Source organism: Pseudoxanthomonas sp. LARHCG66 (genome assembly GCF_052871755.1).
In genome coordinates, this window is the sequence record NZ_JBIXJW010000001.1 from 171759 (window position 1) to 195076 (window position 23318).

At 66.4% G+C, this 23318-nt stretch carries 27 protein-coding genes; 14 read left to right on the forward strand and 13 right to left on the reverse strand.

Translation table 11 applies throughout. The features are described 5' to 3' along the window. The first annotated feature begins 9 nt into the window (after window positions 1–9). Together ACIPRS_RS00730 and ACIPRS_RS00735 are read left to right on the forward strand one after the other, a co-directional pair. Window positions 10–231: a hypothetical protein gene (locus ACIPRS_RS00730; protein WP_446537178.1), complete on the forward strand. Its 222-nt coding sequence runs from the start codon at window positions 10–12 to the stop codon at window positions 229–231. Window positions 232–234: 3 nt separating this feature from the next. After that, the gene (locus ACIPRS_RS00735) at window positions 235–828 is read left to right on the forward strand and encodes an LOG family protein (RefSeq protein WP_337729891.1); all 594 of its coding nucleotides are present in this window, start codon (window positions 235–237) and stop codon (window positions 826–828) included. On the opposite strand, the gene ACIPRS_RS00740 is transcribed toward ACIPRS_RS00735, so the two are convergent. Then, on the reverse strand, window positions 768–1325 hold the full coding sequence (locus ACIPRS_RS00740; RefSeq protein ID WP_446537179.1) for a hypothetical protein: 558 nt from the start codon (window positions 1323–1325) through the stop codon (window positions 768–770). The two genes, ACIPRS_RS00735 and ACIPRS_RS00740, sit on opposite strands and share 61 nt — an antisense overlap. Before the next feature lie 418 nt (window positions 1326–1743). On the opposite strand from ACIPRS_RS00740, the gene ACIPRS_RS00745 reads away from it, so the two are divergent. The 3 genes from ACIPRS_RS00745 (at window position 1744) to pilH (ending at window position 3554) form a co-directional block, all read left to right on the forward strand. Beyond that, window positions 1744–2040, forward strand: coding sequence for a GIY-YIG nuclease family protein (locus ACIPRS_RS00745; protein ID WP_446537180.1), 297 nt, complete (start codon window positions 1744–1746; stop codon window positions 2038–2040). A gap of 21 nt (window positions 2041–2061) precedes the next feature. Next, the gene (locus ACIPRS_RS00750; RefSeq protein ID WP_446537181.1) at window positions 2062–3057 is read left to right on the forward strand and encodes an oxidoreductase; all 996 of its coding nucleotides are present in this window, start codon (window positions 2062–2064) and stop codon (window positions 3055–3057) included. A gap of 104 nt (window positions 3058–3161) precedes the next feature. Next, window positions 3162–3554: a twitching motility response regulator PilH gene (gene pilH, locus ACIPRS_RS00755; RefSeq protein ID WP_093297747.1), complete on the forward strand. Its 393-nt coding sequence runs from the start codon at window positions 3162–3164 to the stop codon at window positions 3552–3554. Between the two features lie 64 nt (window positions 3555–3618). On the opposite strand, the gene cfa is transcribed toward pilH, so the two are convergent. The 3 genes from cfa to ACIPRS_RS00770 all read right to left on the reverse strand — a co-directional run bounded on the left by cfa (window position 3619) and on the right by ACIPRS_RS00770 (window position 5952). Continuing rightward, complete coding sequence (gene cfa / locus ACIPRS_RS00760; RefSeq protein WP_446537182.1) at window positions 3619–4737, reverse strand: cyclopropane fatty acyl phospholipid synthase; 1119 nt, start codon at window positions 4735–4737, stop codon at window positions 3619–3621. Window positions 4738–4744: 7 nt separating this feature from the next. Then, entirely contained in the window at window positions 4745–5539 is a 795-nt protein-coding gene (locus tag ACIPRS_RS00765; RefSeq protein ID WP_446537978.1) for a DUF3298 and DUF4163 domain-containing protein, read from the reverse strand. 119 nt (window positions 5540–5658) lie between these two features. After that, window positions 5659–5952 (reverse strand): GNAT family N-acetyltransferase, encoded by a 294-nt coding sequence (locus tag ACIPRS_RS00770; protein WP_192201044.1) that lies wholly within the window; start codon window positions 5950–5952, stop codon window positions 5659–5661. A 198-nt stretch (window positions 5953–6150) separates the two neighbouring features. Here ACIPRS_RS00770 and ACIPRS_RS00775 point away from each other — a divergent pair, with 198 nt between their 5' ends. Further along, window positions 6151–6354 carry a hypothetical protein gene (locus ACIPRS_RS00775; protein ID WP_192201043.1) on the forward strand — a complete coding sequence of 68 codons (204 nt, stop codon included), beginning with the start codon at window positions 6151–6153 and terminating at the stop codon, window positions 6352–6354. A gap of 145 nt (window positions 6355–6499) precedes the next feature. On the opposite strand, the gene ACIPRS_RS00780 is transcribed toward ACIPRS_RS00775, so the two are convergent. The 3 genes from ACIPRS_RS00780 to ACIPRS_RS00790 all read right to left on the reverse strand — a co-directional run bounded on the left by ACIPRS_RS00780 (window position 6500) and on the right by ACIPRS_RS00790 (window position 9546). Continuing rightward, the gene (locus ACIPRS_RS00780) at window positions 6500–7234 is read right to left on the reverse strand and encodes a hypothetical protein (RefSeq protein ID WP_446537183.1); all 735 of its coding nucleotides are present in this window, start codon (window positions 7232–7234) and stop codon (window positions 6500–6502) included. Window positions 7235–7302: 68 nt separating this feature from the next. After that, window positions 7303–7920, reverse strand: coding sequence for a rhomboid family intramembrane serine protease (locus tag ACIPRS_RS00785; RefSeq protein ID WP_446537184.1), 618 nt, complete (start codon window positions 7918–7920; stop codon window positions 7303–7305). A gap of 9 nt (window positions 7921–7929) precedes the next feature. Then, window positions 7930–9546: a POT-type proton-dependent oligopeptide transporter gene (locus tag ACIPRS_RS00790; protein ID WP_446537185.1), complete on the reverse strand. Its 1617-nt coding sequence runs from the start codon at window positions 9544–9546 to the stop codon at window positions 7930–7932. A 148-nt stretch (window positions 9547–9694) separates the two neighbouring features. Here ACIPRS_RS00790 and ACIPRS_RS00795 point away from each other — a divergent pair, with 148 nt between their 5' ends. Continuing rightward, window positions 9695–11449: a M14 family metallopeptidase gene (locus ACIPRS_RS00795; RefSeq protein WP_446537186.1), complete on the forward strand. Its 1755-nt coding sequence runs from the start codon at window positions 9695–9697 to the stop codon at window positions 11447–11449. Window positions 11450–11478: 29 nt separating this feature from the next. Here ACIPRS_RS00795 and ACIPRS_RS00800 read toward each other — a convergent pair whose 3' ends face one another. From ACIPRS_RS00800 to ACIPRS_RS00810, 3 genes are all read right to left on the reverse strand, one after another. Continuing rightward, on the reverse strand, window positions 11479–12231 hold the full coding sequence (locus tag ACIPRS_RS00800) for a glutathione S-transferase family protein (RefSeq protein ID WP_446537187.1): 753 nt from the start codon (window positions 12229–12231) through the stop codon (window positions 11479–11481). A gap of 50 nt (window positions 12232–12281) precedes the next feature. Continuing rightward, window positions 12282–13163, reverse strand: coding sequence for a ZIP family metal transporter (locus ACIPRS_RS00805; protein ID WP_446537188.1), 882 nt, complete (start codon window positions 13161–13163; stop codon window positions 12282–12284). A 149-nt stretch (window positions 13164–13312) separates the two neighbouring features. Beyond that, window positions 13313–13918, reverse strand: coding sequence for a YdeI/OmpD-associated family protein (locus ACIPRS_RS00810; protein WP_446537189.1), 606 nt, complete (start codon window positions 13916–13918; stop codon window positions 13313–13315). A gap of 153 nt (window positions 13919–14071) precedes the next feature. Between ACIPRS_RS00810 and ACIPRS_RS00815 the strand changes: the two genes are divergently transcribed. Genes ACIPRS_RS00815 through dbpA form a run of 4 tightly spaced genes read left to right on the forward strand, consistent with a single transcriptional unit; the run spans window position 14072 to window position 17240 of the window. After that, entirely contained in the window at window positions 14072–14836 is a 765-nt protein-coding gene (locus ACIPRS_RS00815) for a YbaY family lipoprotein (protein WP_446537190.1), read from the forward strand. Between the two features lie 7 nt (window positions 14837–14843). Then, on the forward strand, window positions 14844–15392 hold the full coding sequence (locus tag ACIPRS_RS00820) for a ribonuclease domain-containing protein (protein ID WP_337729903.1): 549 nt from the start codon (window positions 14844–14846) through the stop codon (window positions 15390–15392). Continuing rightward, window positions 15389–15823 (forward strand): barstar family protein, encoded by a 435-nt coding sequence (locus ACIPRS_RS00825; protein WP_142125307.1) that lies wholly within the window; start codon window positions 15389–15391, stop codon window positions 15821–15823. The genes ACIPRS_RS00820 and ACIPRS_RS00825 overlap by 4 nt, the downstream gene beginning before the upstream one ends. 40 nt (window positions 15824–15863) lie before the next feature. Beyond that, window positions 15864–17240 (forward strand): ATP-dependent RNA helicase DbpA, encoded by a 1377-nt coding sequence (gene dbpA, locus ACIPRS_RS00830; RefSeq protein WP_446537191.1) that lies wholly within the window; start codon window positions 15864–15866, stop codon window positions 17238–17240. A 235-nt stretch (window positions 17241–17475) separates the two neighbouring features. On the opposite strand, the gene ACIPRS_RS00835 is transcribed toward dbpA, so the two are convergent. After that, a complete protein-coding gene (locus ACIPRS_RS00835; RefSeq protein WP_055942770.1) occupies window positions 17476–17685 on the reverse strand; it encodes a cold-shock protein in 210 nt (69 codons plus the stop codon). Between the two features lie 307 nt (window positions 17686–17992). Between ACIPRS_RS00835 and ACIPRS_RS00840 the strand changes: the two genes are divergently transcribed. The 3 genes from ACIPRS_RS00840 to ACIPRS_RS00850 all read left to right on the forward strand — a co-directional run bounded on the left by ACIPRS_RS00840 (window position 17993) and on the right by ACIPRS_RS00850 (window position 21425). Continuing rightward, the gene (locus ACIPRS_RS00840; protein ID WP_337729905.1) at window positions 17993–18550 is read left to right on the forward strand and encodes a YaeQ family protein; all 558 of its coding nucleotides are present in this window, start codon (window positions 17993–17995) and stop codon (window positions 18548–18550) included. A 4-nt stretch (window positions 18551–18554) separates the two neighbouring features. Next, complete coding sequence (locus ACIPRS_RS00845) at window positions 18555–19736, forward strand: NAD(P)/FAD-dependent oxidoreductase (protein WP_446537192.1); 1182 nt, start codon at window positions 18555–18557, stop codon at window positions 19734–19736. Window positions 19737–19805: 69 nt separating this feature from the next. After that, complete coding sequence (locus ACIPRS_RS00850) at window positions 19806–21425, forward strand: carboxylesterase/lipase family protein (protein ID WP_446537193.1); 1620 nt, start codon at window positions 19806–19808, stop codon at window positions 21423–21425. 106 nt (window positions 21426–21531) lie between these two features. Here the strand turns inward: ACIPRS_RS00850 and ACIPRS_RS00855 are convergent, their stop codons facing one another. Continuing rightward, on the reverse strand, window positions 21532–22515 hold the full coding sequence (locus tag ACIPRS_RS00855; protein ID WP_446537194.1) for an LLM class flavin-dependent oxidoreductase: 984 nt from the start codon (window positions 22513–22515) through the stop codon (window positions 21532–21534). Window positions 22516–22599: 84 nt separating this feature from the next. Further along, window positions 22600–23271 (reverse strand): glutathione S-transferase, encoded by a 672-nt coding sequence (locus ACIPRS_RS00860; protein ID WP_337729909.1) that lies wholly within the window; start codon window positions 23269–23271, stop codon window positions 22600–22602. Window positions 23272–23318 lie beyond the last annotated feature (47 nt).

Sequence of the window (23318 nt, forward strand, 5' to 3'; positions counted from 1 at the left end):
CTGGCAATCATGCGACGCCCACCCGACAGCACGCTCAGTGGCCACAGCGCCGCCGGCGCGGCCGGTGATCCACCCGCAGGCAGCTTCGCGATCGACTTCTGGCAGACCACCGATGCACAGGGCGTCCGCCGCACGTCCGCATTGCGTTACAGCGGCGGCACCATCGAAAGCGTGGACTGCGGCCGCGTCGACGTCGCGTCCGCCGTCCCCTCGCCCTTGAAGGAAGACTGACCCATGCGTTCCCTCTGCGTTTACTGCGGCTCCAATGCGGGCAACAAGCCCGCCTACACCGAACGCGCCATCGCCTTGGGCGACCGCATCGCGAAGGAAGGCCTGCAGCTGGTCTACGGTGGCGGCAACGTCGGTCTGATGGGCATCGTCGCCGACGCGGTGCTCGCTGCTGGCGGTGAAGTCATCGGGGTGATTCCCGAACAACTGGTGGGCTGGGAAGTCGCGCACAAGGGCGTCACCCGGCTGGAAGTGGTCGCCAACATGCACGAACGCAAGAAGCGCATGTTCGACCTGTCCGACGCTTTCGTTGCTCTCCCCGGCGGTTTCGGCACGCTCGACGAGATGTTCGAGATGCTGACCTGGCGCCAGCTCGGCATCGGCGACAAGCCCTGCGCGTTCCTCGACGTGGAAGGCTTCTACGCGCCGCTGATGGGCATGATCGACCGCATGGTGGAGGAGCGCTTCCTGCACCCCGAGCAACGCAACGACCTCTGGCATGGCGACGACCTCGATGCGATGGTCGCCTGGATGCGCGCCTACTCCCCGGCGCAGGCCGACAAGTGGATGGACGAGAAGCGGCGCAAGTCGTTGCGCTGATCTGCGTCTCCGTCGTCCCAGCGAACGCCGGGACCGATCTTGCTCTTGCGGCGACCACCACGGCGCTCACGACCAATGGATTCCAGCGTTCGCTGGAATGACGGTTCGGGCGGATCACGCGCCAGCACTCCCTCTCCGTCGTCCCAGCGAAGGCTGGGACCCATCTTGCTCTTGCGGTGATCACCACGGCGCTCACGGCCAATGGATTCCAGCTTTCCCTGGAATGACGGGTTCGGGCGGATCACGCGCCAGCACTCCCCTCCGTCGTCCCAGTGAAGGCTGGGACCCATTTTGCTCTTGCGGCGATCACCACGGCACTCACGGCCAATGGATTCCAGCTTTCGCTGGAATGACGGCTTCGGGCGGATCACGCGCCAGCACTCCCCTCCGTCGTCCCAGCGAAGGCTGGGACCCATCTTGCTCTTGCAGCGATCACCACGGCGCTCACGGCCAATGGATTCCAGCTTTCCCTGGAATGACGGGTTCGGGCGGATCACGCGCCAGCACTCCCCCTCCGTCGTCCCAGTGAAGGCTGGGACCCATCTTGCTCTTGCGGCGATCACCACGACACTCACGGCCAATGGATTCCAGCCTTCGCTGGAATTACAGGTTCGGGCGGATCATGCGCCAGCACTCCCCCTCCGTCGTCCCAGCGAACGCTGGGACCCATCTTGCTCTTGCGGCATTCACCACGACACTCACGGCCATTGGATTCCAGCGTTCGCTGGAATGACGGGGTCGGGCGGATCACGTGCCAGGATTCCCTCTCCGTCGTCCCAGCGAACGCTGGGACCCATCTTGCTTTTGCGGCATTCACCACGACACTCACGGCCAATGGATTCCAGCGTTCGCTGGAATGACGGGGTCGGTCTATAGTCCACTGACGAAACCAAGGACAGGCAAAGGAGAGCCTGCATGCCACGGGAACGGATTCCCTGCGTCTACCTGCTGTCCAGCCAACCACGAGGCACCCTCTACGTCGGTGTAACGTCCGACCTTCCAGCACGTATCTGGCAGCACAAGCATGATCAGGTCGATGGCTTCACCCGACGCTATGGCATCCATACTTTGGTCTGGTATGAGGTCCACGCGCAGATGGAATCTGCGATCCTGCGCGAAAAGGCACTGAAAGCCTGGAAGCGGATGTGGAAAATCCAACTGATCGAGGATGTGAATCCGACGTGGCGCGATCTGTACCAGGACATCCTTTGAGACGATAGAGACACAACGACGATGACCCTCACCACCACCTTCAACGCCTTCCGCATCCACAACGACGACGCCGGCTATCGCAGCGGCATCGAGGCGCTGACGCTTGATGCACTCAATCCGGGCGAAGTGGTCATCAAGACCGCGTACTCGTCGGTCAACTACAAGGACGCGCTCGCCGGCACCGGCGAGGGCAAGATCCTCCGCAGGTTTCCGCTGGTGGGGGGGATCGACGTGGCCGGGCATGTCGTGGCCTCCACCGATCCCGCTTTCCGGGAAGGCGATGCCGTGCTCGTCACCGGCTGCGGCCTGAGCGAGACGCGCGATGGCGGCTATGCCGAGTACGCCCGGCTGGAGGCGAAGTGGGTCATTCCCCTGCCCGCCGGCCTCAGCCTGCGCGAGAGCATGATCCTGGGCACCGCAGGGTTCACCGCCGCGTTGGCGCTGTTCCGCATGCGCGAGAACCGGCAGACCCCCGACCTCGGTCCGCTCGCCGTAACCGGTGCCACCGGCGGCGTGGGCTCCCTGGCGGTCGACATCTTCAGCAAGGCCGGCTTCGACGTGCATGCGGTCAGTGGCAAGCCCGAGAATGCGGCCTACCTGAAAGCCATCGGTGCCCGCGAAGTGCTGGGGCGCGACGCGTTGGCGACGGCGCGACCGATGGAGACCGCGCGCTTCGGTGGCGGGCTGGACAATGTGGGTGGACCGATGCTGGCCAGCCTGCTGGCCCAGACCGTGCCCTATGGCAACGTGGCCACGGCCGGGCTGGCCGCCAGTGCCGAGCTGCCGACCACCGTCATGCCCTTCATCATCCGCGGAGTATCCCTCCTGGGGGTGGCCTCGGCCGGCACCGCGCGCGACATCCGGGACGCGGTCTGGCAGCACCTGGCGAGCGACTGGAAGCCCGCCCACCTGGAGACCATCTGCACCCGCGAGACCACCCTGGACGGGCTGCCCGACGTATTCCGCACCATGCTGGCCGGCGGCTCCTTCGGCCGCACGCTCGTGCGAATGGGATGAACGGCAGTGGCGGCACGACGGGCGTCATGTGCTGGCCGCGTTCCCCATTTGTCTTGTCTCGAACACGCTCTACAATCGACGGCGGGGACAATCTGGGGAACTCCATGGCAAAAATTCTGATCGTCGACGATTCACCGTCGCAACTGCTGGGCATCCAGCGCATCGTCGAGAAGCTGGGGCACGAATCCATCACCGCCGAGGACGGCGCGGCCGGCGTGGAAGTCGCCAAGCGCGAGCTCCCGGATATGGTCCTGATGGACGTGGTGATGCCCAACCTCAACGGGTTCCAGGCCACGCGCACGCTCAGCCGCGAAGCCACGACCAAGCACATCCCCGTCATCCTGGTGACCACCAAGGACCAGGACACCGACCGCATGTGGGGCCTGCGCCAGGGCGCCAAGGCCTACCTGACCAAGCCGTTCTCGGAAGACGAACTGGCCGAGGTGATCGAGCGCATCTTCAACGCCCGCGAGCTGCCATCACCGCCCTCCGCCTGAACCGGCAGGACATCCACCGACATGCGAAGAGCAGGCCCCGGCCTGCTCTTTCCGTTCCAGCGCTTCATCTCGGCGCCACGTAGCCTCCGGGGACGCCGCGCGGTGACAGCACGACCTGCCAGAGCTGGGACCGGCGACTGCGGAAGGTGGCCATCGACGCTGCAAGATAGAACCGCCACATCCGCCGGAACCGCTCGTCGTAGCGCGCATCCAGTGCATCCCACGCCGACTCGACGTTCTCGCGCCACGCCTGCAATGTGCGGTCGTAGTCCGTTCCGAAGTTGTGCCAGTCCTCCAGTACGAAGCGTCCCTCGATGGCCTGCGTGATCTGCAGCGCGGATGGCAACATCGAATTGGGGAAAATATAGCGCGCTATCCAGGGATCGGTGCGGTTGACCGACCGGATTCCGCCGATGGTATGCAGCAGGAACAGGCCTTCCGCCGGCAGGCAACGGCGCACCACATCGAAATAGCAGGCGTAGTTCTTCATGCCGACATGTTCGAACATGCCCAGCGAGAACGCGGCGTCGAACGACTCGTCCACCTCCCGGTAGTCCTGCAACCGGATCTCGATCGGCAACCCCGCGCAGAGTGCGGTGGCGTACTCCGCCTGTTCGCGGGAAATGGTGATGCCGACACCGCTTGCGCCGTAACGCTCGGCCGCGAACTTCAGCGCCTCGCCCCAACCGCAGCCGATGTCGAGCACGCGCATGCCTGGCTGCAGGCGGAGCTTGCGGCAGACAAGATCCAGCTTGGCTTCCTGGGCGGCATCCAGGTCCTTCGCCCCACGCCAGTAGCCGCAGCTGTAGACCAGCCGGCGGCCCAGCATCGCGCGGTACAGATCGTTGCCCAGATCGTAGTGGCGTCGCCCGACTTCGCGACTGCGGCGTGGCGATTGCAGGTTGGTCAGGCGCGCACGCAGCGCATCGAAGACCTCGCCTGCGCGGTGCACGCGTTCGTCCAGGCGGACCGCCAGCAGGCGGAACAGCAGGCCGTCCAGCGAGGCCGTGTCCCACCAGCCTTCCATGTAGCTTTCACCCAGGCCCAGCGAACCCTGCCCCAGCACGCGCGCATGGAAGCGCGCATCGTGCACCTGCAGGTCCCACGGCCGGTCCCCTCCGATCAGCACATCCGCTTCGGCCAACAGGTCCGTGATCCTGCGCTGGAAGCGGTGATGTGGCATTGCGGCATCAGCGGGCGAACAGCCCCGCGTACTCAGGTGCCACGTGCGGCAGCAGCACGGCGGCCGGCACATCGACCGCCTGGGTACCGTCCGCGTAAGGGCCCACCTGGTAAGGGGGGAAGACGAAACGCAGCGCCGTGATGCGGCCCGCAGCGTCCAGCACGGGTACGAACTCGCTGAAATTCCCGGCGTCGGGCTCGGTGCCTTCGTCGATCATCCGCGCGGTGCTCTTGATCAGCGCGGCCCGATCCGTCGGCGCCAGTTCGTCCTCATCGGCCCGGGTCACCACCGCCGTGTGCAGCTGCTCCCGCACGTAGTCGCTGATGGCACGCCACCCTGCAGGACCCGGCACCAGCGCCGCTGCCGTCAGCCGCGTGTCCTGCTGCGGCAGCCAGACGAAGCGCGCGATCAGCGGCTGACCATGTGCGCCCCCGGTATAACGGCTGCCGTCCGCAGCGACCGCCACGATCTGCGGTGTATCCACCACCTGCTCGAACGCCAGCGACAACTCGTACGGTGCGGTGGGCTTGTCGTTGCCGAAGGCCTCCACCGCTTCCATCAGTTCGGCGCGTTCTGCCGTCGCATAGTCCGACAGTGCCTTCGCCAGGCCCGGATACCGGTTGACGGAGGCCGGATAACTGATTCCCACCACATAGTGGTCCGTACTTTCGATGACATCCTTCAGCTCGACCGGCGGGGCAGGCGCGTCAGCGGGCGCCGCGCCAGGCGGGGCGGGATCACCGGAGGCGGTGGGCGGTACGGAGGCCTCGCGCTTGCAGGCGGACAAGGCCAGGACCGCCATCAACAGCAAGGCGGTCCGGAGGAAGGGGGGTGGGGAAATGCTGGGGGACACGTTCGGGCTCCTTCCGGGTGTGTGATGGCCGTCATTCTAGGCCGCGCCATTGCCTTCCTCCAGATACATCAGGCATCCACCAGATCGGCGTACTCGGGATGCCGCTGAACGTATGCGGCGGAGTACGAGCACGCGGGCACGACACGCCAACCCTGCGATCGCGCATGGTCCAGCGCGGCCTTGACCAGGGCAGCGGCGACGCCGCGCCCGCCGATGGCGTCGGGCACGCCGGTATGGTCGATCACCATGCGGCCATCGCGCAGCGAATACAGCAGTTCGGCTTCCCGTCCGTCCAGCCGGGCGGCAAAGCGGCGGGCGGCCGGGTCGTGATGCAGGTCGAGGGAGGGCTGGTCACCGGTCATGGCGTCTCCGTGGCAGGGGGCTCAGGGGCATTGTGACCCAATGCCCACACGTTGCTGTGGCAGAACTGGACGCATCGCGTCACATTCATGCTTGTGAAGGATTCGATGCCCGGGATAAACGTGACGGATGCCTCATAACGCATGTTGGCACGATTGCTGCGTGGTACGGCTCAAACGAACTGCAATCCGGAGCCCGCCATGAGCCTGATCGAAGAACTGCCCGACGTCTCCAGCGCCAGCGATTTCACTCTGCTGGAAGGCCTGTACCAGCTCACCGTCACCGGTCACACCAAGGACTGGGAGTTCGAGCGTCTCAACAACGCCGTGTACGAGCGCCTGATGTCCACCTACTCGAGCAGCGACAACGCCGGCGTGCACGCCGTCCACTCGCTGGTGGATTGATCGCACGACCTTTCTACCGGGTGCTCCGGCGCGGCGCAGGGGTCCGCCTTCGGGTGTGACTGCCGCGCCGGAGTCCCGTCCCGGCCGCATCGCCTGACGCGGCCAGCACGCAGTTCCACCTTCCCTTTCTCCAAGGCGTCGCAAGTCACTCGCCGCGATGGTCGCGTTTGCCCTGGTTGCGCCGGTCCTGTGTTCCCGCGCTGCCCTGGATGGCTTTCATCCTGCTTTCGGCAGCATGCAGTTCCAGCGCCTTGCCTGCGGCTTCCGAAGAGACGAATCCCGCACCCGTCGCCGCCCCCTGATCGTGGTGATCGAGCTGTTGCCACGGCGCACGCTGCCGATCCAGTTCGTGCTTCTGTTCCAGTAACGCGCGTGCTGTTTCAAGCGCCTGCGTCGGCGTGATCCTGCGCGGCGCGCGTTTGCGGGCCGGCGTCTTGCGTGCTGCAGGCTTCCCAGCGGTCCGGGATCCCGCCGCGCTGCCCACCGTCTTCTTCACGGGTATTGCCGCGGACTTCCTCGCGATCTTCTTCGCGACACCCTTGCGCGCGGGCTGGGGGCCGCCGACCTTGCCTGTCGTCTTCTTCGCCGCGACCTTCCTGGTTGCTACCTTCGTTGTCGCTGTCTTCTTTGTCGCGATCTTCTTCGTGGCGGCGCCCGCCTTCGGGGTGCCGACGCGCGGAGTCGCCTGCTTCGTGGCCGCCTTGCCGGTCGCGGTCTTGCGCGTGGCCTTCGTCGTACTCTTCGCGACCTTCCTGGCCACCTTCTTCGCGGCTGCTTTCTTCGCGACCTTCCTGGCGGGCGCCTTCTTCTTCGTGGCGGTCTTGCTCGCGGTCTTGCGGGTTGCCTTGCGTGTCTTTGCGGTTGCCATGCGCTGCTCCACGTGTGAGACGTGGCACCGGGATAACACGCAGGACCTTCAGCGCAGGTGAGCGCTACTGCAATGACGGCTTAACCGAAGCTTGGCTGTGACAGTGCTTCCAGGAAATGGCCCAGCACGCGAGGCTCCATCGCCGCGAGGAACAGCACGCCGTAAGCGGCCCCCGCCAGATGCGCGCCGTGGTTGATGTTGTCGCCGCCACGACGGTCCATCCAGATGCTGTAGGCGATGTAGAGCACGGCAAACACGATGGCGGGCATGGGGATGAAGAACACGCCTATCCGCGCCCACGGGTCGATCAGGATGTAGGAGAACAGCACCGCCGATACTGCACCGGACGCACCCAGGCTGCGGTAGTTGGGGTCGTTCTGGTGCTTCAGGTAGGTCGGCAGGATCGACACCACCAGCGCGGAGAAATAGAACGCCACGAAGGTCAGCCGACTGCCGCTGATCTGGGTGATCACCTGTTCCATCAGTCGCCCGAAGAAGAACAGCGTGAACATGTTGAACAGCAGGTGCCAGAAATCCGCGTGGATGAACCCGTAGGTGACCAGCCGGTCGTACTGTCGGTGGCGATGGATCGCGGGCGGCCACAGGATAAGCCGCATCAGCAATGACGGTGTGCGGAATGCGATGAAGCTGACTATGCAGGTCACTGCGATCAGCAGCAGGGTAATGGGTGCGCTCATCCCTCGTCCTTACGCCGCGGCGCGGTAGTTGTCCTGCATGGGATACGTACGCGCGTACAGCGCGAATGCCAATGCCGCCACGAAAGCGAAACCGGCAAAGAAGAACATCAGGAACGCGTTCTCGGTCCAGCCCTGTGTCCGGATCCAGCCGATCACCGCCGGGTCGCGCACGCTGGCGTTGGTCAGCAAGACCCACAACCCGCCGAAGGTGCTCGTCAGGTACCAGAACGCCATGATCACCCCCTTCATGGCCATCGGTGCCTGGCTGTAGGCGAACTCAAGCGCGGTCGCAGATACCAGCACTTCACCGAACGTCAGCAGCAGGTAAGGCAATGTCTGCCATGCGAGCGAGACCTTTTCGCCATCGTCCATCTGCAACTGCAGCAGCCCCGCCACGATCCAGGACAACGCGGAGATCGCGATGCCCCAGCCCATCCGGCGCAAGGCCGTGACATTGAAACCCATCTTCCGCAGTGCGGGGTACAGCACCAGGTTGTTGAAGGGGATCAGCAGCATGACCATCAACGGATTCAGCGCCTGCATCTGCGTAGCGTCCTTCACCAGCCGGCTCGGCCACCACCATGCGTCATGCGGGATCACCATATCCTTGCCCTGGATGACCCAGGTCGAGGCCTTCTGGTCGAACAGCGACCAGAACGGCGTCACCAGCGCGAAGACGATCAGGATACGGAGCACGGAACGAACGCCTTCGATGGCGGCATCCGGATGCAGGCCGCGGGCGCGCTCCAGTTGCAGCGATGCGCCGAAGCCGACGCCGGCAATGATGGCACCCAGCGCCAGACACGCCGTAATGACGAATCCCCACGCCTCCGGCCATGCTGCGACCTCGGCGAACTTCAGCGCCCACAACGCAAGCATCACCACGGCGCCTATCATCCCGATCGCGGCGACCAACGTGCCGATGCCCACCCCTTTGCCCAACAACGCGCTACGCACGATGTTGAGGAACGAATCCGGGTCTGTCCCGCGCGACGGCGGCACGTTGACGTACTTCTTGCGCCCCGCCCAGAAGATCAGCGTGGCGATGAACATCAGGATGCCCGGAATGCCGAACGCCCACGCTGGCCCCCAACTGGCCAGCACAAGCGGCATCAGCAGGGAGGCGAAGAACGAACCGAAGTTGATGATCCAGTAGAAAGCGTCGAAGACGATCTTCGCCTTGCTCTTGTTCGTCTGGTCGAACTGGTCGCCACAGAACGTCACGACCAGCGGCTTGATGCCGCCCGAACCCAGCGCGATCAGGAACAAGCCGGTATAGAAACCGGTGGCGTTGCTCTCGAACAGCGCCAGGCAGGCGTGGCCTGCGCAGTAGATCAGCGAGAACCACAGGACGGTGTTGTACTTGCCGAAGTAGCGGTCCGACAGCCAGCCGCCCAGCAGCGGGAAGAAATACACACCGATGACGAAACTATGGAAGATGTCCTTGGCCGCGCCATTGCGCGACGCTTCGTCCGGCAGGTAGGCCAGCAGCACCGAACTGATCAGGAACGGCACCAGGATGTTGCGCATCCCGTAGAAGCTGAACCGTTCGCACGCCTCGTTGCCGATGATGTAGGGAATCTGGCGGGGCATGCGGCCCTGGCTGGCTTCTGCGGTCGTGCTCATCCGATCTTCCGGTGAAAAAGTCCCGGAAGGTTACCGTATCCGCCCGCGCAGGGTCGAACCACCCGCGTGCCGGGCACGCGGACAAAGGGACTGGGACTGACCGCGATTGCGCGGCATCATTCGCCCCTGCCCTGTTCAGGATTTTTCCATGCTGCGTCCCCTCTACGCCGTGTTGTTGCTGGTCCTCGCACCAGTGACGCATGCCACGCCTTCCCTCGCTACCGTGTCAGAGCGCTCGGGGTTCGTTGAAACCGGGCGTTACGACGAGGTCATCGCGTTGTGCGACGCGTTTGCGCACCAGTACCCCAAGGCGGTGCGCTGCCATACCTTCGGCACCTCGCCGGAGGGACGCCCCATGAAGATGCTGGTGGCCTCGACCAGTGGCGCGCTGACGCCGGACCTGGCACGCAAGCGCGGACTTCCCGTCGTGCTGGTGCAAGGCGGCATCCATGCCGGCGAGATCGACGGCAAGGACGCCGGCTTCCTGGCGCTGCGCGAGGTGCTCGAAGGCAAGGCAGCGAGCGGTGCGCTGGACAAGCAGGTGTGGCTGTTCGTGCCGGTGTTCAACGTGGACGGCCACGAGCGCTTCGGCGCATGGAACCGGCCCAACCAGCGCGGCCCGAAAGAGATGGGCTGGCGCACCACCGCGCAGAACTTCAACCTCAACCGCGACTACCTGAAAGCCGACACCCCGGAGATGCGGGCGATGCTGCAGCTCGTACAGCGTTGGGATCCACTGGTCACGGTGGACCTGCACGCGACCAACGGCGCGCAGTTCGAGCACGACATCTCGATCCAGGTGGAGCCCGTGCATGCCGGCGATGCGGGGCTGCGGCAGGCAGGCCTGGCCCTCCGGACGTCGGTGATCGGCGATCTCGCCGCGCAGGGTTCACTGCCCCTTCCCTACTACCCGTCCTTCGTCGTCAGTGACGATCCGACTTCGGGCTTCGAGGACAGCGTGGCACCGCCCCGCTTCTCGCATGGCTACTTCCTGCTCCGCAACCGGATCGCGATGCTGGTCGAAACGCATTCCTGGAAGGAGTACCCGGTACGGGTGAAGATCACCCGCAATACGGTGATGTCGGTACTCGAACAGGTGGCGGCGCACGGCCGCGACTGGCTCGCCAGTGCACGGGAGGCCGATGCCGCCGCCGCGCAACTCGCCGGCCACCCCGAGCCACTGACCTATGCGGCCGCGCCCGCCGCGCGTACCGTGGATTTTCGCGGATACGCCTACACGCGCACCCGCTCGGACGTCTCCGGCGCACTGATGACACGCTACGACGAGACAACACCGCAGCTCTGGAAGGTGCCGCTGAAGGATGACATCCGACCCGCCCTCGTCGTCGATGCGCCCGGAGCGGGCTACCTGGTACCCACCGCGGAAGCGTCCTGGGTTGCCGATGTACTGAAGACGCATGGCGTGGAATATCGGCTCCTGGGCAAGCCCTGGCAGGGTGACGTGGCCGCGTTTCGCGCCACGAAATCCAGCTTCGGCAGCAGCCCGGTGGAAGCCCGCCAGCGCCTGACGGTGGAAGGCGACTGGAGGCAGGAAGCGCGCAGCGTGCCGGCCGGCACGCTGTTCGTGCCCATCGCGCAGGCGAAGTCGCGCCTGGTCATGGCGCTGCTTGAACCACTGGCGCCCGATTCGTTGCTCGCCTGGGGCCGCTTCAACAATGCGTTCGAGCGCAAGGAGTACATGGAAGACTACGTGGCCGAGAGCGTGGCACGCGAGATGTTGCGCGACCCCGCCGTGAAGGCCGAGTTCGAACGCCGGCTGCGTGAAGACAAAGCCTTCTCCGACGATCCCGCTGCACGGCTCGAATTCTTCTACCGCCGACACCCGTCATGGGACGAACGCTATCGGCTCTATCCGGTCTTGCGCATCGACACGAACCCGTGATGCCCCGATGGGATTGCGGGAGCGGGCCGTCACCCCAGCCGCATCACGCCATAGCGCGGCGCCGCATTGCCGCAGGTCGTGTCGGTAAGCGGCGCCCCCATCTCCGCAAGTACCGCACGCTGCTCCGGGAGCGGCGTGCGCAGGGTCCGCTCTTCGTATGCAGCCAGTGCCTGGAACGGCGGCAACGCCCAGGCACGCGCAAGGAAGGCGGCGGTACGCGGCCATCGCTGCGCGTCGACGTGGTACTTCACGAACACCGCATTGCGGAATAAAGCGGCGATACTGATGTCGGCGATGGAAATGTCACCGAACAGCCAACCGGCGTCGGGCATCCGTGCTTCCAGATAGTCCAGCGCAACCGGCAGCTCTTCGTCCCGGGCCCTGCGCACCACGTCTTCGTCGGTGCCTTCGTTGAACAGGAACCGGCGCACGCCTTTCTGGAAGAACATGCGCCAGACGATCACATCACCCAGGTAGGAATCCGCGTATTCCTCCAGCCAGCGTGCCTGTGCCCGCTGCACGGGATCGGCCGGATACAGCGATGGCTGGGGGAACCTGTCCTGCAGGTATTCGCAGATCACCGTGGAGTCGTTGAGCACCAGGTCACCGTCGCGCAGTACGGGGATGCGGCGCAGGGGACTGATGCGGCTGAACTCCGCGTCCCCCACGAAGGGGGCGATCGGATCGATCCGGTACGGAATGCCTTTCAGCTCCAGACAGACCAGCACCTTGCGCACGTAAGGCGAGATGTAATTGCCGATGATCGTCAACGGTTCGGACATGCCATTCTCCAGCGAGGACAACGGCAGCGTGGGCACGTCGCGCCTTGCGGTCAACCCAATGCCGTGTCCAGCGCCATCATCAGGCAGAAGCCCAGTGCGAGCCCGAACGATGCGATGCCGCCGTGGCCGTGCCGGTTCGACTCGGGGATCACGCTGTGGCCCACGGCGATCAGCATGGCTCCCGCCGCGAACGCCAGTCCCCACGGCAGCAGCACCGACGAAATGCCGACTGCCCACGCGCTGGGAATCGCGGCCAGCGGTTCGGCCACGCCCGACAGCGCGCCCAGGAAGACCGCCTTGCTCCGCGCCATGCCCGCCGTCGCCAGCACAAGGGCAACCACCAAGCCTTCCGGTATGTCCTGCAGGGCGATCCCGATCGCCAGCCCGGCCGCACCGCTGAGCACACCGCCGGCCGCCACGCCCACCGCCATGCCTTCCGGGATGTTGTGCAGCACGATGGCCAGCACGAAGAGCATCACCCGCGAGGGTACGAGGCGACGCTGTGCGTCCAGTGGATCGTCGACCAGGCCACGGTCGAGTGCGAGCAGCGCGCATGCGCCCAGCAGGGTCCCGGCACTCACGAGGCCCGCCGCACCCCAAGGCGAGAAACCCTGTGCTTCCGCCGCCGCCAAGCCCGGCAGCACCAGCGAGAACGCCGTGGCCGCCAACATCACACCGGCCCCGAAGCCGAGCAACCCGTCTGCCAGTCGCTGCGGAATCGTCCGCATCACCAGCACCGGCAACGCACCGATCGCCGTGGCAGCGGCGCACAACGCACCGCCGCGCAGCGCGAGTCGCATGCCGCTTTCCTGCCCGGGCGGCGCGAGCCACAGCACCCACAACGCCGCACCCACAAGCGCGATGACGGCCGCGATGTAGGGCCAGGCCACCGCGGCACGGGTGTAGGCAAAGGGTCGCAGGATGCGATTCATGCCAAGGGTCTCCGGCGCGCGCAGGCGCGCGCGCAGTGCGATGACGGGGGTTCGGTGGCTTGCGACCGATACTAACCGTCCGCAAACCACATCGTCATCGCAATACTGAATCGCCCCGATGGGCGCGGCCTATGTCGCCCGATGCGGACTCAGCGTGCCCGGTACTTCCAGTGGCGCATCTTGCCTTCCGCCATCCACGCGACCGCCTGCGTCAGTCTTCGCTCACGCGTATCCGTCCGTTTGGCCCCGATGATCCATTCGATGTACTCGTGCCGGGCACTGGGGCTGAAGCCATCGAATGTCGCCTTCGCTTCCGGGTTGCCGGCAAGCGCATCGCGGAGATCCGCCGGCGTGCGCAGCACGGGACGCGCAGCGGCCCTGGTTGAGACGGGCGCCGATGAAGCCGCAGGAGTATCGATCAGCGCCATCGCCTTGCGCACCAGTGCAATCAGTTCCCCCCTGGGCGGCAGATCTTCCAGCGACACCAGTTTGCCCAGGCTCCCCATGCCGTCGCGCGCCTTGCCGTCCGTGACCTGCGTGTGCTGCCAGAAGCCGAACGATGCGTGCCGCTTGAATGCGGCCATGTTGCACAGGATGCGTCCGCCGTACTGGAACGACGGCATGCTCCACTTGATGGTCTCTTCCACCTGCGGACATGCTTCGTGCACCACGCTCCGCAAGCGTTCGAGGACCGGGCGCGCGAACTCGGCAGCCATCGCGATGTAGGCATCCACTCTCGGATCGTGCAACGGCATCCCGGCGGCCTCCGTGTCCCGGCGCGACTGTAGCGCGACGGCCGCGTGGGCGCGAACCGGGACCGCACCACGACCCTTTCCGCGTTGACGAACCATTACACCGGCCACCGCTAAGCTGGCGGCCAGCCACGATCACCCCAAGGAGCGCGCGCGATGTTCCGTCCGCTGTTGACCACCGCCTACCTGCTGACACTCGCTGCCTGCCAGTCGCCGCCCACCGGCAGCGGAGCCCCGGCACAGCCTGTCGCGGCGATCCATGGGCGGGCCATCTATCTCGAACGCATCGCGCCACCGCCAGGCGCGACACTCAGCGTGCAACTCGTGGACAACCAGCTTGCCGATACACCGGCTGCCGTGGTCGCCAGCGCCGACTTCAGCGACCTGAAGGGCCCGCCGTTCGCTTTCACCCTTCCCTATGACCCGGCCAAGGTGCGCCCGAACAGCATGTACGGCCTGCACGCGGGCCTGCGCGACGCGCAGGGCAAGCTCTGGTTCGTCACCGATACGCGCGTCCCTGTGACGCCGGGTGCGTCTGCGCCGGTCGAGCTCAGGATGGTGCGGGCCGGCGGAAAGCCCTCTCCCCCAGCGGCAGGGACACCCTGGGAGCAGGCCAAGGCACGCGGCAGCATTTTCCGCGGGATCGGCACCGAACCCGGCTGGTCCGTGGAGGTCGGTAGTGGCGCGACGCCCCGCCTGAGTGCCGACCTGGATTACGGCGAGCGCAAGGTCGACGTCGCCCGGGCCCGCAAGACGGGAGAGGGTTATGTGGGCAGCACCGCCGATGGCCTGGCCGTGTCGCTGACGACGAAGAAGGAAGTCTGCAGCGACGGCATGAGCGACAACGAGTATCCCGCCTCCGCGACCCTGACGGTGGGTGGCAAGGTCTACCGCGGCTGCGGCCGCTTCCTGACGGAATGATCCACGCATGAGTCGACGTTCCCGCGCCCGCCGGCAGAGCCGGCAGCGTCTCCCCCTGATCGCATTCCTCGCCCTGCTGGTCCTGGGTGCAGGCGCATGGTGGTGGTCACAGCGCGACGATGCCCCCGCGCCGGCTGCCGAAACGCAGGAAGCCACCCATCCTCAGCGCACGAACGCCGAACTCGCGCTTCCGCCGGTGGAACAGACGCGCCCCGACGGACCCGTGGGAGATCCGCCTGCCGCTGCCCTGCCGACGCCGGGTGCGGACCTTCCGGCCTTCCTGCCGGCGGAGGCACGACAGACACTGGCGCTGATACGCAGCGGAGGCCCGTTCCCGCATCGGCAGGACGGCTCAGTCTTCCAGAATCGCGAGGGCCGGCTGCCACGTCAGTCGCGCGGCTATTACCGCGAGTACACGGTCGACACGCCCGGGCTCGACCATCGCGGTACACGCCGCATCGTCACCGGCGGCCAACCACCGCGCGAGTACTACTACACCGACGACCACTACGAGAGCTTCCGCCGGTTCGAGATCGGCAACGGAACCCTGCAATGAGCGAATCCGGTTTCGATCCCGGCCTGGCCGATCCCACGCGCGCGGGCGTCTTCTTCGTGACCGAGGATGATCTCGATCCGCTGGCAGCGGTCGGCCGCGATGCCGGGCTGCTGTCGCGCCGGATAGACCTGTCAGGCTGCGACAGCAAGGGCGCCCTGCTGCTGCGCATCGCCACGGTGCTGGACTTCCCGCAGTCCTCCGGGCGCAACTGGGATGCGCTGTCCGACAGCCTGCGCGACCTGTCGTGGCTGGAGGCGCCCGGCTACGTCCTGCTCTTCGAACAGGCCCACGAACTGCGCGAACGCACCGAGGCCGATTTCGACACCCTGCTCGACATTCTGGACGAAGTCTCGCAGTTCTGGACGTCCAACGAGGTCCCGTTCTGGTCGTTCATCGCGCTGCCCGAGGAAGATTTCCCCGACCTGCAATAGGTTTTCCGGCGGCAACCGCGCCAATCTGCGAAAATGCCGCATGCTCGATTTCACTTCTCTTCCGCTGGCACCCGGCCTGCAGCAGGGTGTCCAGGCGCTGGGTTACGCCCGGCCGACCCCCATCCAGGCCCGCAGCCTGCCCGCCATCCTCGATGGCCGCGATGTCATCGCGCAGGCACCCACCGGCAGCGGCAAGACTGCTGCCTTCGGCCTGGGCCTGTTGCACCGGCTCGATGTCGCCACGGGGCGCACACAGGCCCTGGTGCTGTGCCCGACCCGCGAACTCGCCGACCAGGTGGCGCAGCAGTTGCGCAAACTGGCCGTGGGCATCCCCAACCTCAAGGTCCTGACGCTGTGTGGCGGCATGCCGCTGGAGCCGCAGCTGCGCTCGCTCGAAGCGCACGACCCGCACGTGGTCGTCGGCACGCCTGGGCGCATCCAGGAACTGTTGCGCAAGAAGGCGCTGCACCTGGGTGGCATCCGCACGCTGGTGCTGGACGAGGCCGACCGCATGCTCGACATGGGCTTCGAGGAGCCGATCCGCGAGATCACCGGCAAGACGCCGAAGGATCGCCAGAGCCTGCTGTTCTCGGCCACCTTCACCGACGCCATCCGCGGGATTGCCCGCAACACCCTGCGCGATCCGCTCGAAGTCACGGTGGATGCGCCACAGGAACAGGCGGTCATCGAGCAACGCTTCGTGCGCGTGGACCCGGAGCGCAAGCAGACCGCGCTGGCGGGCCTGCTGGCGCAGCGCGGCGTGGAGTCGTGCGTGGTGTTCTGCAACATGCGCAAGGACGTGGACGAAGTCGCTGGTTCGTTGCAGCACTTCGGCTTCTCCGCGCTCGCCCTGCACGGCGACATGGAACAGCGGGACCGCGACGAAGTGCTGGTGCGCTTCGCCAACCGCAGCTGCAACGTGCTGGTCGCCAGCGACGTGGCCGCGCGCGGACTGGACATCGAGGATCTGGTGCTGGTGGTCAACTACGACATGCCCAGCGACGCGGATACCTACGTGCACCGCATCGGCCGCACCGGCCGCGCGGGTCGCGATGGCCTGGCGATCAGCCTGTGCACGCCGCGCGAACTGCCGCGCGCCGCCGTGATCGAGGAACGCTTGGGCCCGCTGCTGTTGTGGGACCGCAATGTCCCCATACCCCCGAAGGCCAATACCGCGCCGCCCGCCGCGATGACCACGCTGCGCATCGACGCCGGCAAGACCGACAAGCTGCGCCCCGGCGACGTGCTCGGTGCACTGACCGGCGACGCCGGCCTGTCCGCTTCCGCGATCGGCAAGATCAATGTCTTCGCCACGCGTACCTACGTGGCCGTCGCGCGCGACAAGGCCGGCGCGGCACTGGCGCGCTTGAATGCCGGCAAGATCAAGGGCCGCAGCTTCCGCGTACGGAAACTCTGAACCGTCGTCCCAGCGAACGCTGGGACCCATTTAGCTGTTGTCTTCCCAGCCGAGTTGGCGAGAACTGTCGTGCTGACGGTCAATGGATTCCCGCTTGCGCTGGAATGACGGCAGCGGTTGCGAGTGCGCTCCGCACTCCGTCTCGCGCACCACGTCATCCTCTGGCCAGCCCACAAACAAAAACGCCGGCGCTTGCGCACCGGCGTTTTCTTGAACCGTAGGGTTCAGCGCTGGATTACAGCGGCTGCACCTGGTCGGCCTGCATGCCCTTCTGGCCCTGCACGGCGACGAAGGAGACCGCCTGGCCTTCCTTCAGCGACTTGAAGCCATTGCCCTGGATCGAGCGGAAGTGCACGAACAGGTCGGGGCCGCTCTGCGGGGTGATGAAGCCGAAGCCCTTGGCGTCGTTGAACCACTTGACGGTACCGGTCTGACGATCAGACATCTTTACTAACTCCTGAAACATGGATGAAAGGACCACAACCCCGGGGAAACCGGGACGGGACTGGGTTTGCAGGCGTTGGTAAAGCGGGAAGATGTAGCAGATGTATCTACCGCATCAGGCTCACGATTCACGGTGACCCTGGCAAGCACAGTGTCGGCACTCTACCGGGGTTTCCGGAGAAAAGCGAATCCTTCCCGCTCGCAAGCTGAACAGGGAGGTCCGAGCGGTCCGGCTGACCGGTTGCCGGCATTCGGGGGGGGGCCCTCCATGCGGCGTATCATGACGCCCCCTTGCCCGAACCCCCACCATGGCCCTCAAGTCCACCGTCGTCAAAGCCGAACTCCAGATCAGCGACATGGACCGTCATTACTACGGTGCCCACGGCCTGACCCTGGCCCAGCACCCGTCGGAGACCGACGAGCGGCTGATGGTGCGCCTGCTCGCCTTCGCGCTGCTGGCCGAGGACCGGCTGGAGTTCGGTAAGGGCCTGAGCAACGAAGAAGAACCCGACCTCTGGCGCAAGGATTACACCGGCCTGATCGAGCAGTGGATCGACCTGGGCCAACCGGACGAATCCCGGATCCGCAAGGCCTGCGGACGTGCCCGCGAGGTCGTCGTGGTCAACTACGGCGGCCGCGCGGCCGACCTCTGGTGGGACAGGAACGCGGCGCTGCTGGCACGTCATCGCAACCTGACCGTGCTCGACATCGCGCCGGAGGCGGTAGATGCCCTCACCGCGCTGATGGTACGCAGCATGCGGTTCAACGTGATGATCCAGGACGGCGAAATGCAGTGGATGACCGACGATCGCGTGGTCAGCGTCATCCCCGTGGTCCGCCAGACGGGGCTCGCGCGGGCTGCCTGAGCGCATGGCGCCCACTCACGACGTACTGGTGATCGGCGGCGGCGCGGCCGGTCTCATGACCGCACTCACGGCGGGCCAGCGCGGCCTGCGCGTGCTGGTCATCGAACATGCCAACAAGGTCGGCAAGAAGATCCTGATGTCCGGTGGCGGGCGCTGCAACTTCACCAATACCGGCACCGCGCCTGCCAACTTCCTGTCGGCCAATCCGCATTTCTGCAAGTCGGCGCTGGCGCGCTACACGCCGGGCGATTTCATCGAAATGGTCCAGCGCCATCACATTGCCTTCCACGAGAAGGAGCTGGGGCAGCTGTTCTGCGACGTGTCGTCCAAGCTCATCGTGAAGATGCTGGTGGACGAATGCGTCGCCGCAGGCGTGCGCATCGAGACGGGCTGCAGCGTGCAGCAGGTCCACCACGACAGCGGCGTGTTCCGCGTCGATACGCCACTGGGCCGTTTCGCCGCACCATCGCTGGTGGTGGCCACCGGCGGCCTGTCGATCCCCAGCATGGGCGCCACCGGCTTCGGCTACGAACTGGCGAAGCAGTTCGGACATGCCCTGCTGCCCACGCGTGCGGGACTGGTGCCGCTGACGCTCAGCGGCAAACACCAGGAGCGGCTGGCCGACCTGAGCGGCGTCGCTCTCCCGGTGGAAGCCCGATGCGGCAAGGCGCGTTTCCGCAACTTCATGCTGCTGACCCACCGCGGTGTCAGCGGTCCGTCGATCCTGCAGATCTCCTCGTACTGGCAGCCGGGCGATGACCTGCGACTGGACCTGCTGCCCGACCACGACGCGCTCGACTGGCTGCAGTCGCAACGGGCGCAGCGGCCGGATGCGGAACTGAAGACCGTGCTGTCGGACGTACTGCCGCGCCGCTTCGCGCAACGCCTGTGCGAGGTCTGGCTGCCGAACCGGCCGATGAGGCAGTTCAACCCGCCCCAGCTGAAGGACGCCGCCGGCCTGCTGGCCAACTGGCCACTGGTCGCCAGCGGCACCGAGGGCTACCGCACCGCCGAGGTGACGCTGGGTGGCGTGGACACCGACGGGGTCTCGAGCAGCACGATGATGTCGAAGCACGTGGCTGGCCTGTTCTTCGTCGGTGAGGTACTCGACGTCACCGGGTGGTTGGGCGGCTACAACTTCCAGTTGGCCTGGGCTTCGGGCCATGCGGCGGGCATGGCGGTCTGACGCACTGCGGCGTTCCTGTCCAGGACGCCTTTGCTAGCCTTTGGAAACCGGTGTCATCACAGGCATTCCATGCGTCCGTTCCGTCCCGTTCCCTCCTCGCGCCGCGACTTCCTGCGGCAGCTCACCGCCACCTCCGCGATGGCGGGCCTGCTCGGCCCCGGACTGTTCACCGCACAGGCGGGCTCGCGGTCTCCGCTTGCCGCCACGCGGAGCGGACGCATTGCCGGGACCGTGGATCGCGGCATCCACGTCTTCCGCGGCGTGCCCTACGGGGCCGACACCGCTACCCGCCGTTTCCAGCGCTCGGTGCGCGAAACCGCCTGGACCGGTGCGCGCGATGCCACCCGCTTCGGCGCATCCGCACCCCAGCGCGGCGATGCTGACGGCCAGTCCGTCAGCGAGGACTGCCTGTTCCTCAACGTCTACACCCCTGCCCTGCGCGATGATGGCAAGCGTCCGATCCTGTTCTACATCCATGGTGGCGGCTACAACAACGGTTCCGGCTCCCACCCGCTGTACGACGGGGTGAACCTGTGCCGCCGCGGCGATGTGGTCGTGGTGACCGTCAACCACCGGCTCAACGCGTTCGGCTACCTCTACCTGGGAGAGAGCGGCGACGAGCGCCTGCGTGACGCCGGCAACGTGGGCCAGCTCGACCTGATCGACGCCCTGCGCTGGGTGCGCGAACACGCGCACGAGTTCGGCGGCGATGCGGGCAACGTCACCGTGTTCGGCCAGTCCGGGGGCGGCGCCAAGATCGCCACGCTGATGGCGATGCCGGAGGCCGACGGCCTGTTCCACAAGGCGATGACGATGAGCGGCCAGCAGGTCACCGCTGCGGGTCCGCGTGCGGCGGCGCAGCGCACCGCACTGTTCCTCGCCGACCTGGACCTCGGCCCACGCGACACCGATGCGCTGCTGGCGATGCCGATGGCGCGACTGCTGGATGCCACGCGCGTGCGCGACCCGTCGCGCGTGGAGAACGCCGCGCTCTACTTCGGGCCCGTGCTGGACACGTACAACCTGCCCCGTCACCCCTTCTACCCCGATGCGCCGGCGCAGTCGGCGCGCATTCCGATGATCATCGGCAACACGCGCGACGAGACGCGCGCGTTCCTCGGCAACGACGAAGCGAACTTGGCGCTGACCTGGGACCAGTTGCCGCAGAAGCTGCGCGAGCAGCAGTACGTGGACCTGTCGCCGGACGTGGTGATCGCCGAGTACCGCCGGCTGTATCCGGACTACACGCCGTCCGAGGTGTTCTTCGCTGCGACCACCGCGGGCCGTTCCTGGCGCGGCGCCGTCATCGAAGCAGAGGAGCGTGCGAAGCAGGGATCGCCTGCGTGGGTCTATCAGTTGGACTGGCGTTCGCCGGCCGAAGGCGGACGCCTCCGAGCCTTCCACACGCTCGACATCCCACTGGTGTTCGACAACGTGGCGGCCGAGGGATCGAAGACCGGCGATGATCAACGCGCACGCACGATGGCCTCGCGCATGAGCGAGGCGCTGATCGCCCTCGCCCGCCGTGGCGACCCGAACCACGCGGACCTTCCGGCGTGGTCGCCCTACACGCTGCCACAGCGGCAGACGATGGTGTTCGACGACAGATCCAGCATGCAGGACGATCCGCGCGGCGGAGAGCGCCGGCTGTACGAGCGCGTGCCGTTTCTCCAACGAGGCACCTCGTAGGGTGGGCCTTGGCCCACCATCGTGTCGCATCTGCTCGCGCGGAGGATGATCGGCGGCTCGACGCACGCCGCGTCCGACCCCGTGCGACGGTAGGCCGAGGCCCACCCTACGATTGCATGACCTCGGCGGCGATCTCGAACGAGCGCAAGCGCTTGTCGTGGTCGAAGATGTTGGCGGTCAGCATCAGCTCGTCGGGGCGATGCCGCTGGATGAAGTCCGCGATGCCCTTGCGCACGGTGTCGCGGCTGCCGATGACGGCACAGGCCAGCGCCTGTGCCACACCCGCTTTCTCGTGCGGCTCCCAGAACGTTTCGATGTCGTCGATCGGTGGCGGCACCAGGCCGGCGCGCCCGCGACGCAGGTTGACGAAAGCCTGCTGCTGCGTGGTGAACAGGTGTTTCGCCTCGGCATCGGTCTCGGCCGCCACCACGTTCAAGGCGAGCATCGCGTGCGGCTTGGCCTGCCGCTTCGATGGACGGAAGTCGCGGTGGTACACCAGCAGCGCCTGGTCCATGGCATCGGGTGCGAAGTGGGACGCGAACGCATACGGCAGGCCGAGCGCGGCGGAGAGCTGTGCACCGAACAGGCTGGAGCCCAACAGCCATACCGGCACGTCGAGCCCCGCGCCCGGCACGGCGCGCACTGCCTGGCCCTCCTGTACCGGCTCGAAGTAACGCAGCAGCTCCTGCACGTCCTGCGGGAACTGTTCCGCGCTGTCGAAATAGCGGCGCAGCGCACGCGCCGTCGCCTGGTCAGTGCCCGGTGCACGGCCCAGGCCAAGATCGATGCGGTCCGGATACAGCGATGCCAGCGTGCCGAACTGCTCGGCCACCTGCAGCGGCGAGTGATTCGGCAGCATGATGCCGCCAGCACCCACGCGGATGGTGGATGTCGCACCGGCCACGTGTCCGATCAGCACCGCCGTTGCAGCGCTGGCGATGCCCGGCATGTTGTGGTGCTCGGCCAGCCAGTAGCGCGTGTAACCCCAGCGCTCGGCATGCTGCGCGAGGTCGCGCATGTGGACGAAAGCCCGGGTGGTATCGCTGCCCTCGCACACAGGCGCGAGGTCGAGGAGCGAGTAAGGGATCATGGGGACACCGGCAATGACGATGTCATCGTCATGGGGCCGCAGGCGATCCGATTCCACCCTGCGGCGTGGGACGCTGCATCCCGCCTAGCCGAGCAGGTCGAACGGCCCGCCCTGCTCCAGCGCACGCTGGTAGGCCGGCCTGGCGTGGATGCGCTGCAGGAATCCGGCCAGGTTCGGACAGGCGTCCAGTCCGGCGCGTACCGCCGCCGCTTCGACCGGGAAGCTCATCTGGATGTCGGCTGCGCTGAACTGGTCACCGGCGAACCACGGCGCCTTGCCCAGTTCGCTTTCCATGTAGCCCAGATGGAGCTTCACCTGCGGTCCGACGAACGTCCGCATCGCCTTGTCGGCGATGCCGCGCGCGATGGGCCGGGCGAAGAACGGCATGGGCGCTTTCTTGAGGCGGGAGAACACCAGACTGAGCAGCATTGGCGGCATCGCCGAGCCTTCCGCGTAGTGCAGCCAGTAGCGGTAGCGCAGATGCTCGGCGGTGCCCGGCGAGGGCGCGAACCGGCGCGCGGTGTCGTAACGCTCCACGAGGTACTCGAGGATCGCGCCGGATTCGGCCAGCACGTGTTCTCCATCCACCACCACGGGCGACTTGCCCAGCGGATGGATCTTCCTCAGCGCCGGCGGCGCGAGCATGGTCTGCGGGTCGCGCTGGTAACGCACCACCGTGTAGTCCAGCCCCAGTTCCTCGAGCAGCCAGAGCACGCGCTGGGAACGGGAGTTGTTGAGATGGTGGACGGTGATCATGGGGAGCTCCGTGGGAGACGGCCATGCTACCGCGATGTCCGCCGTTG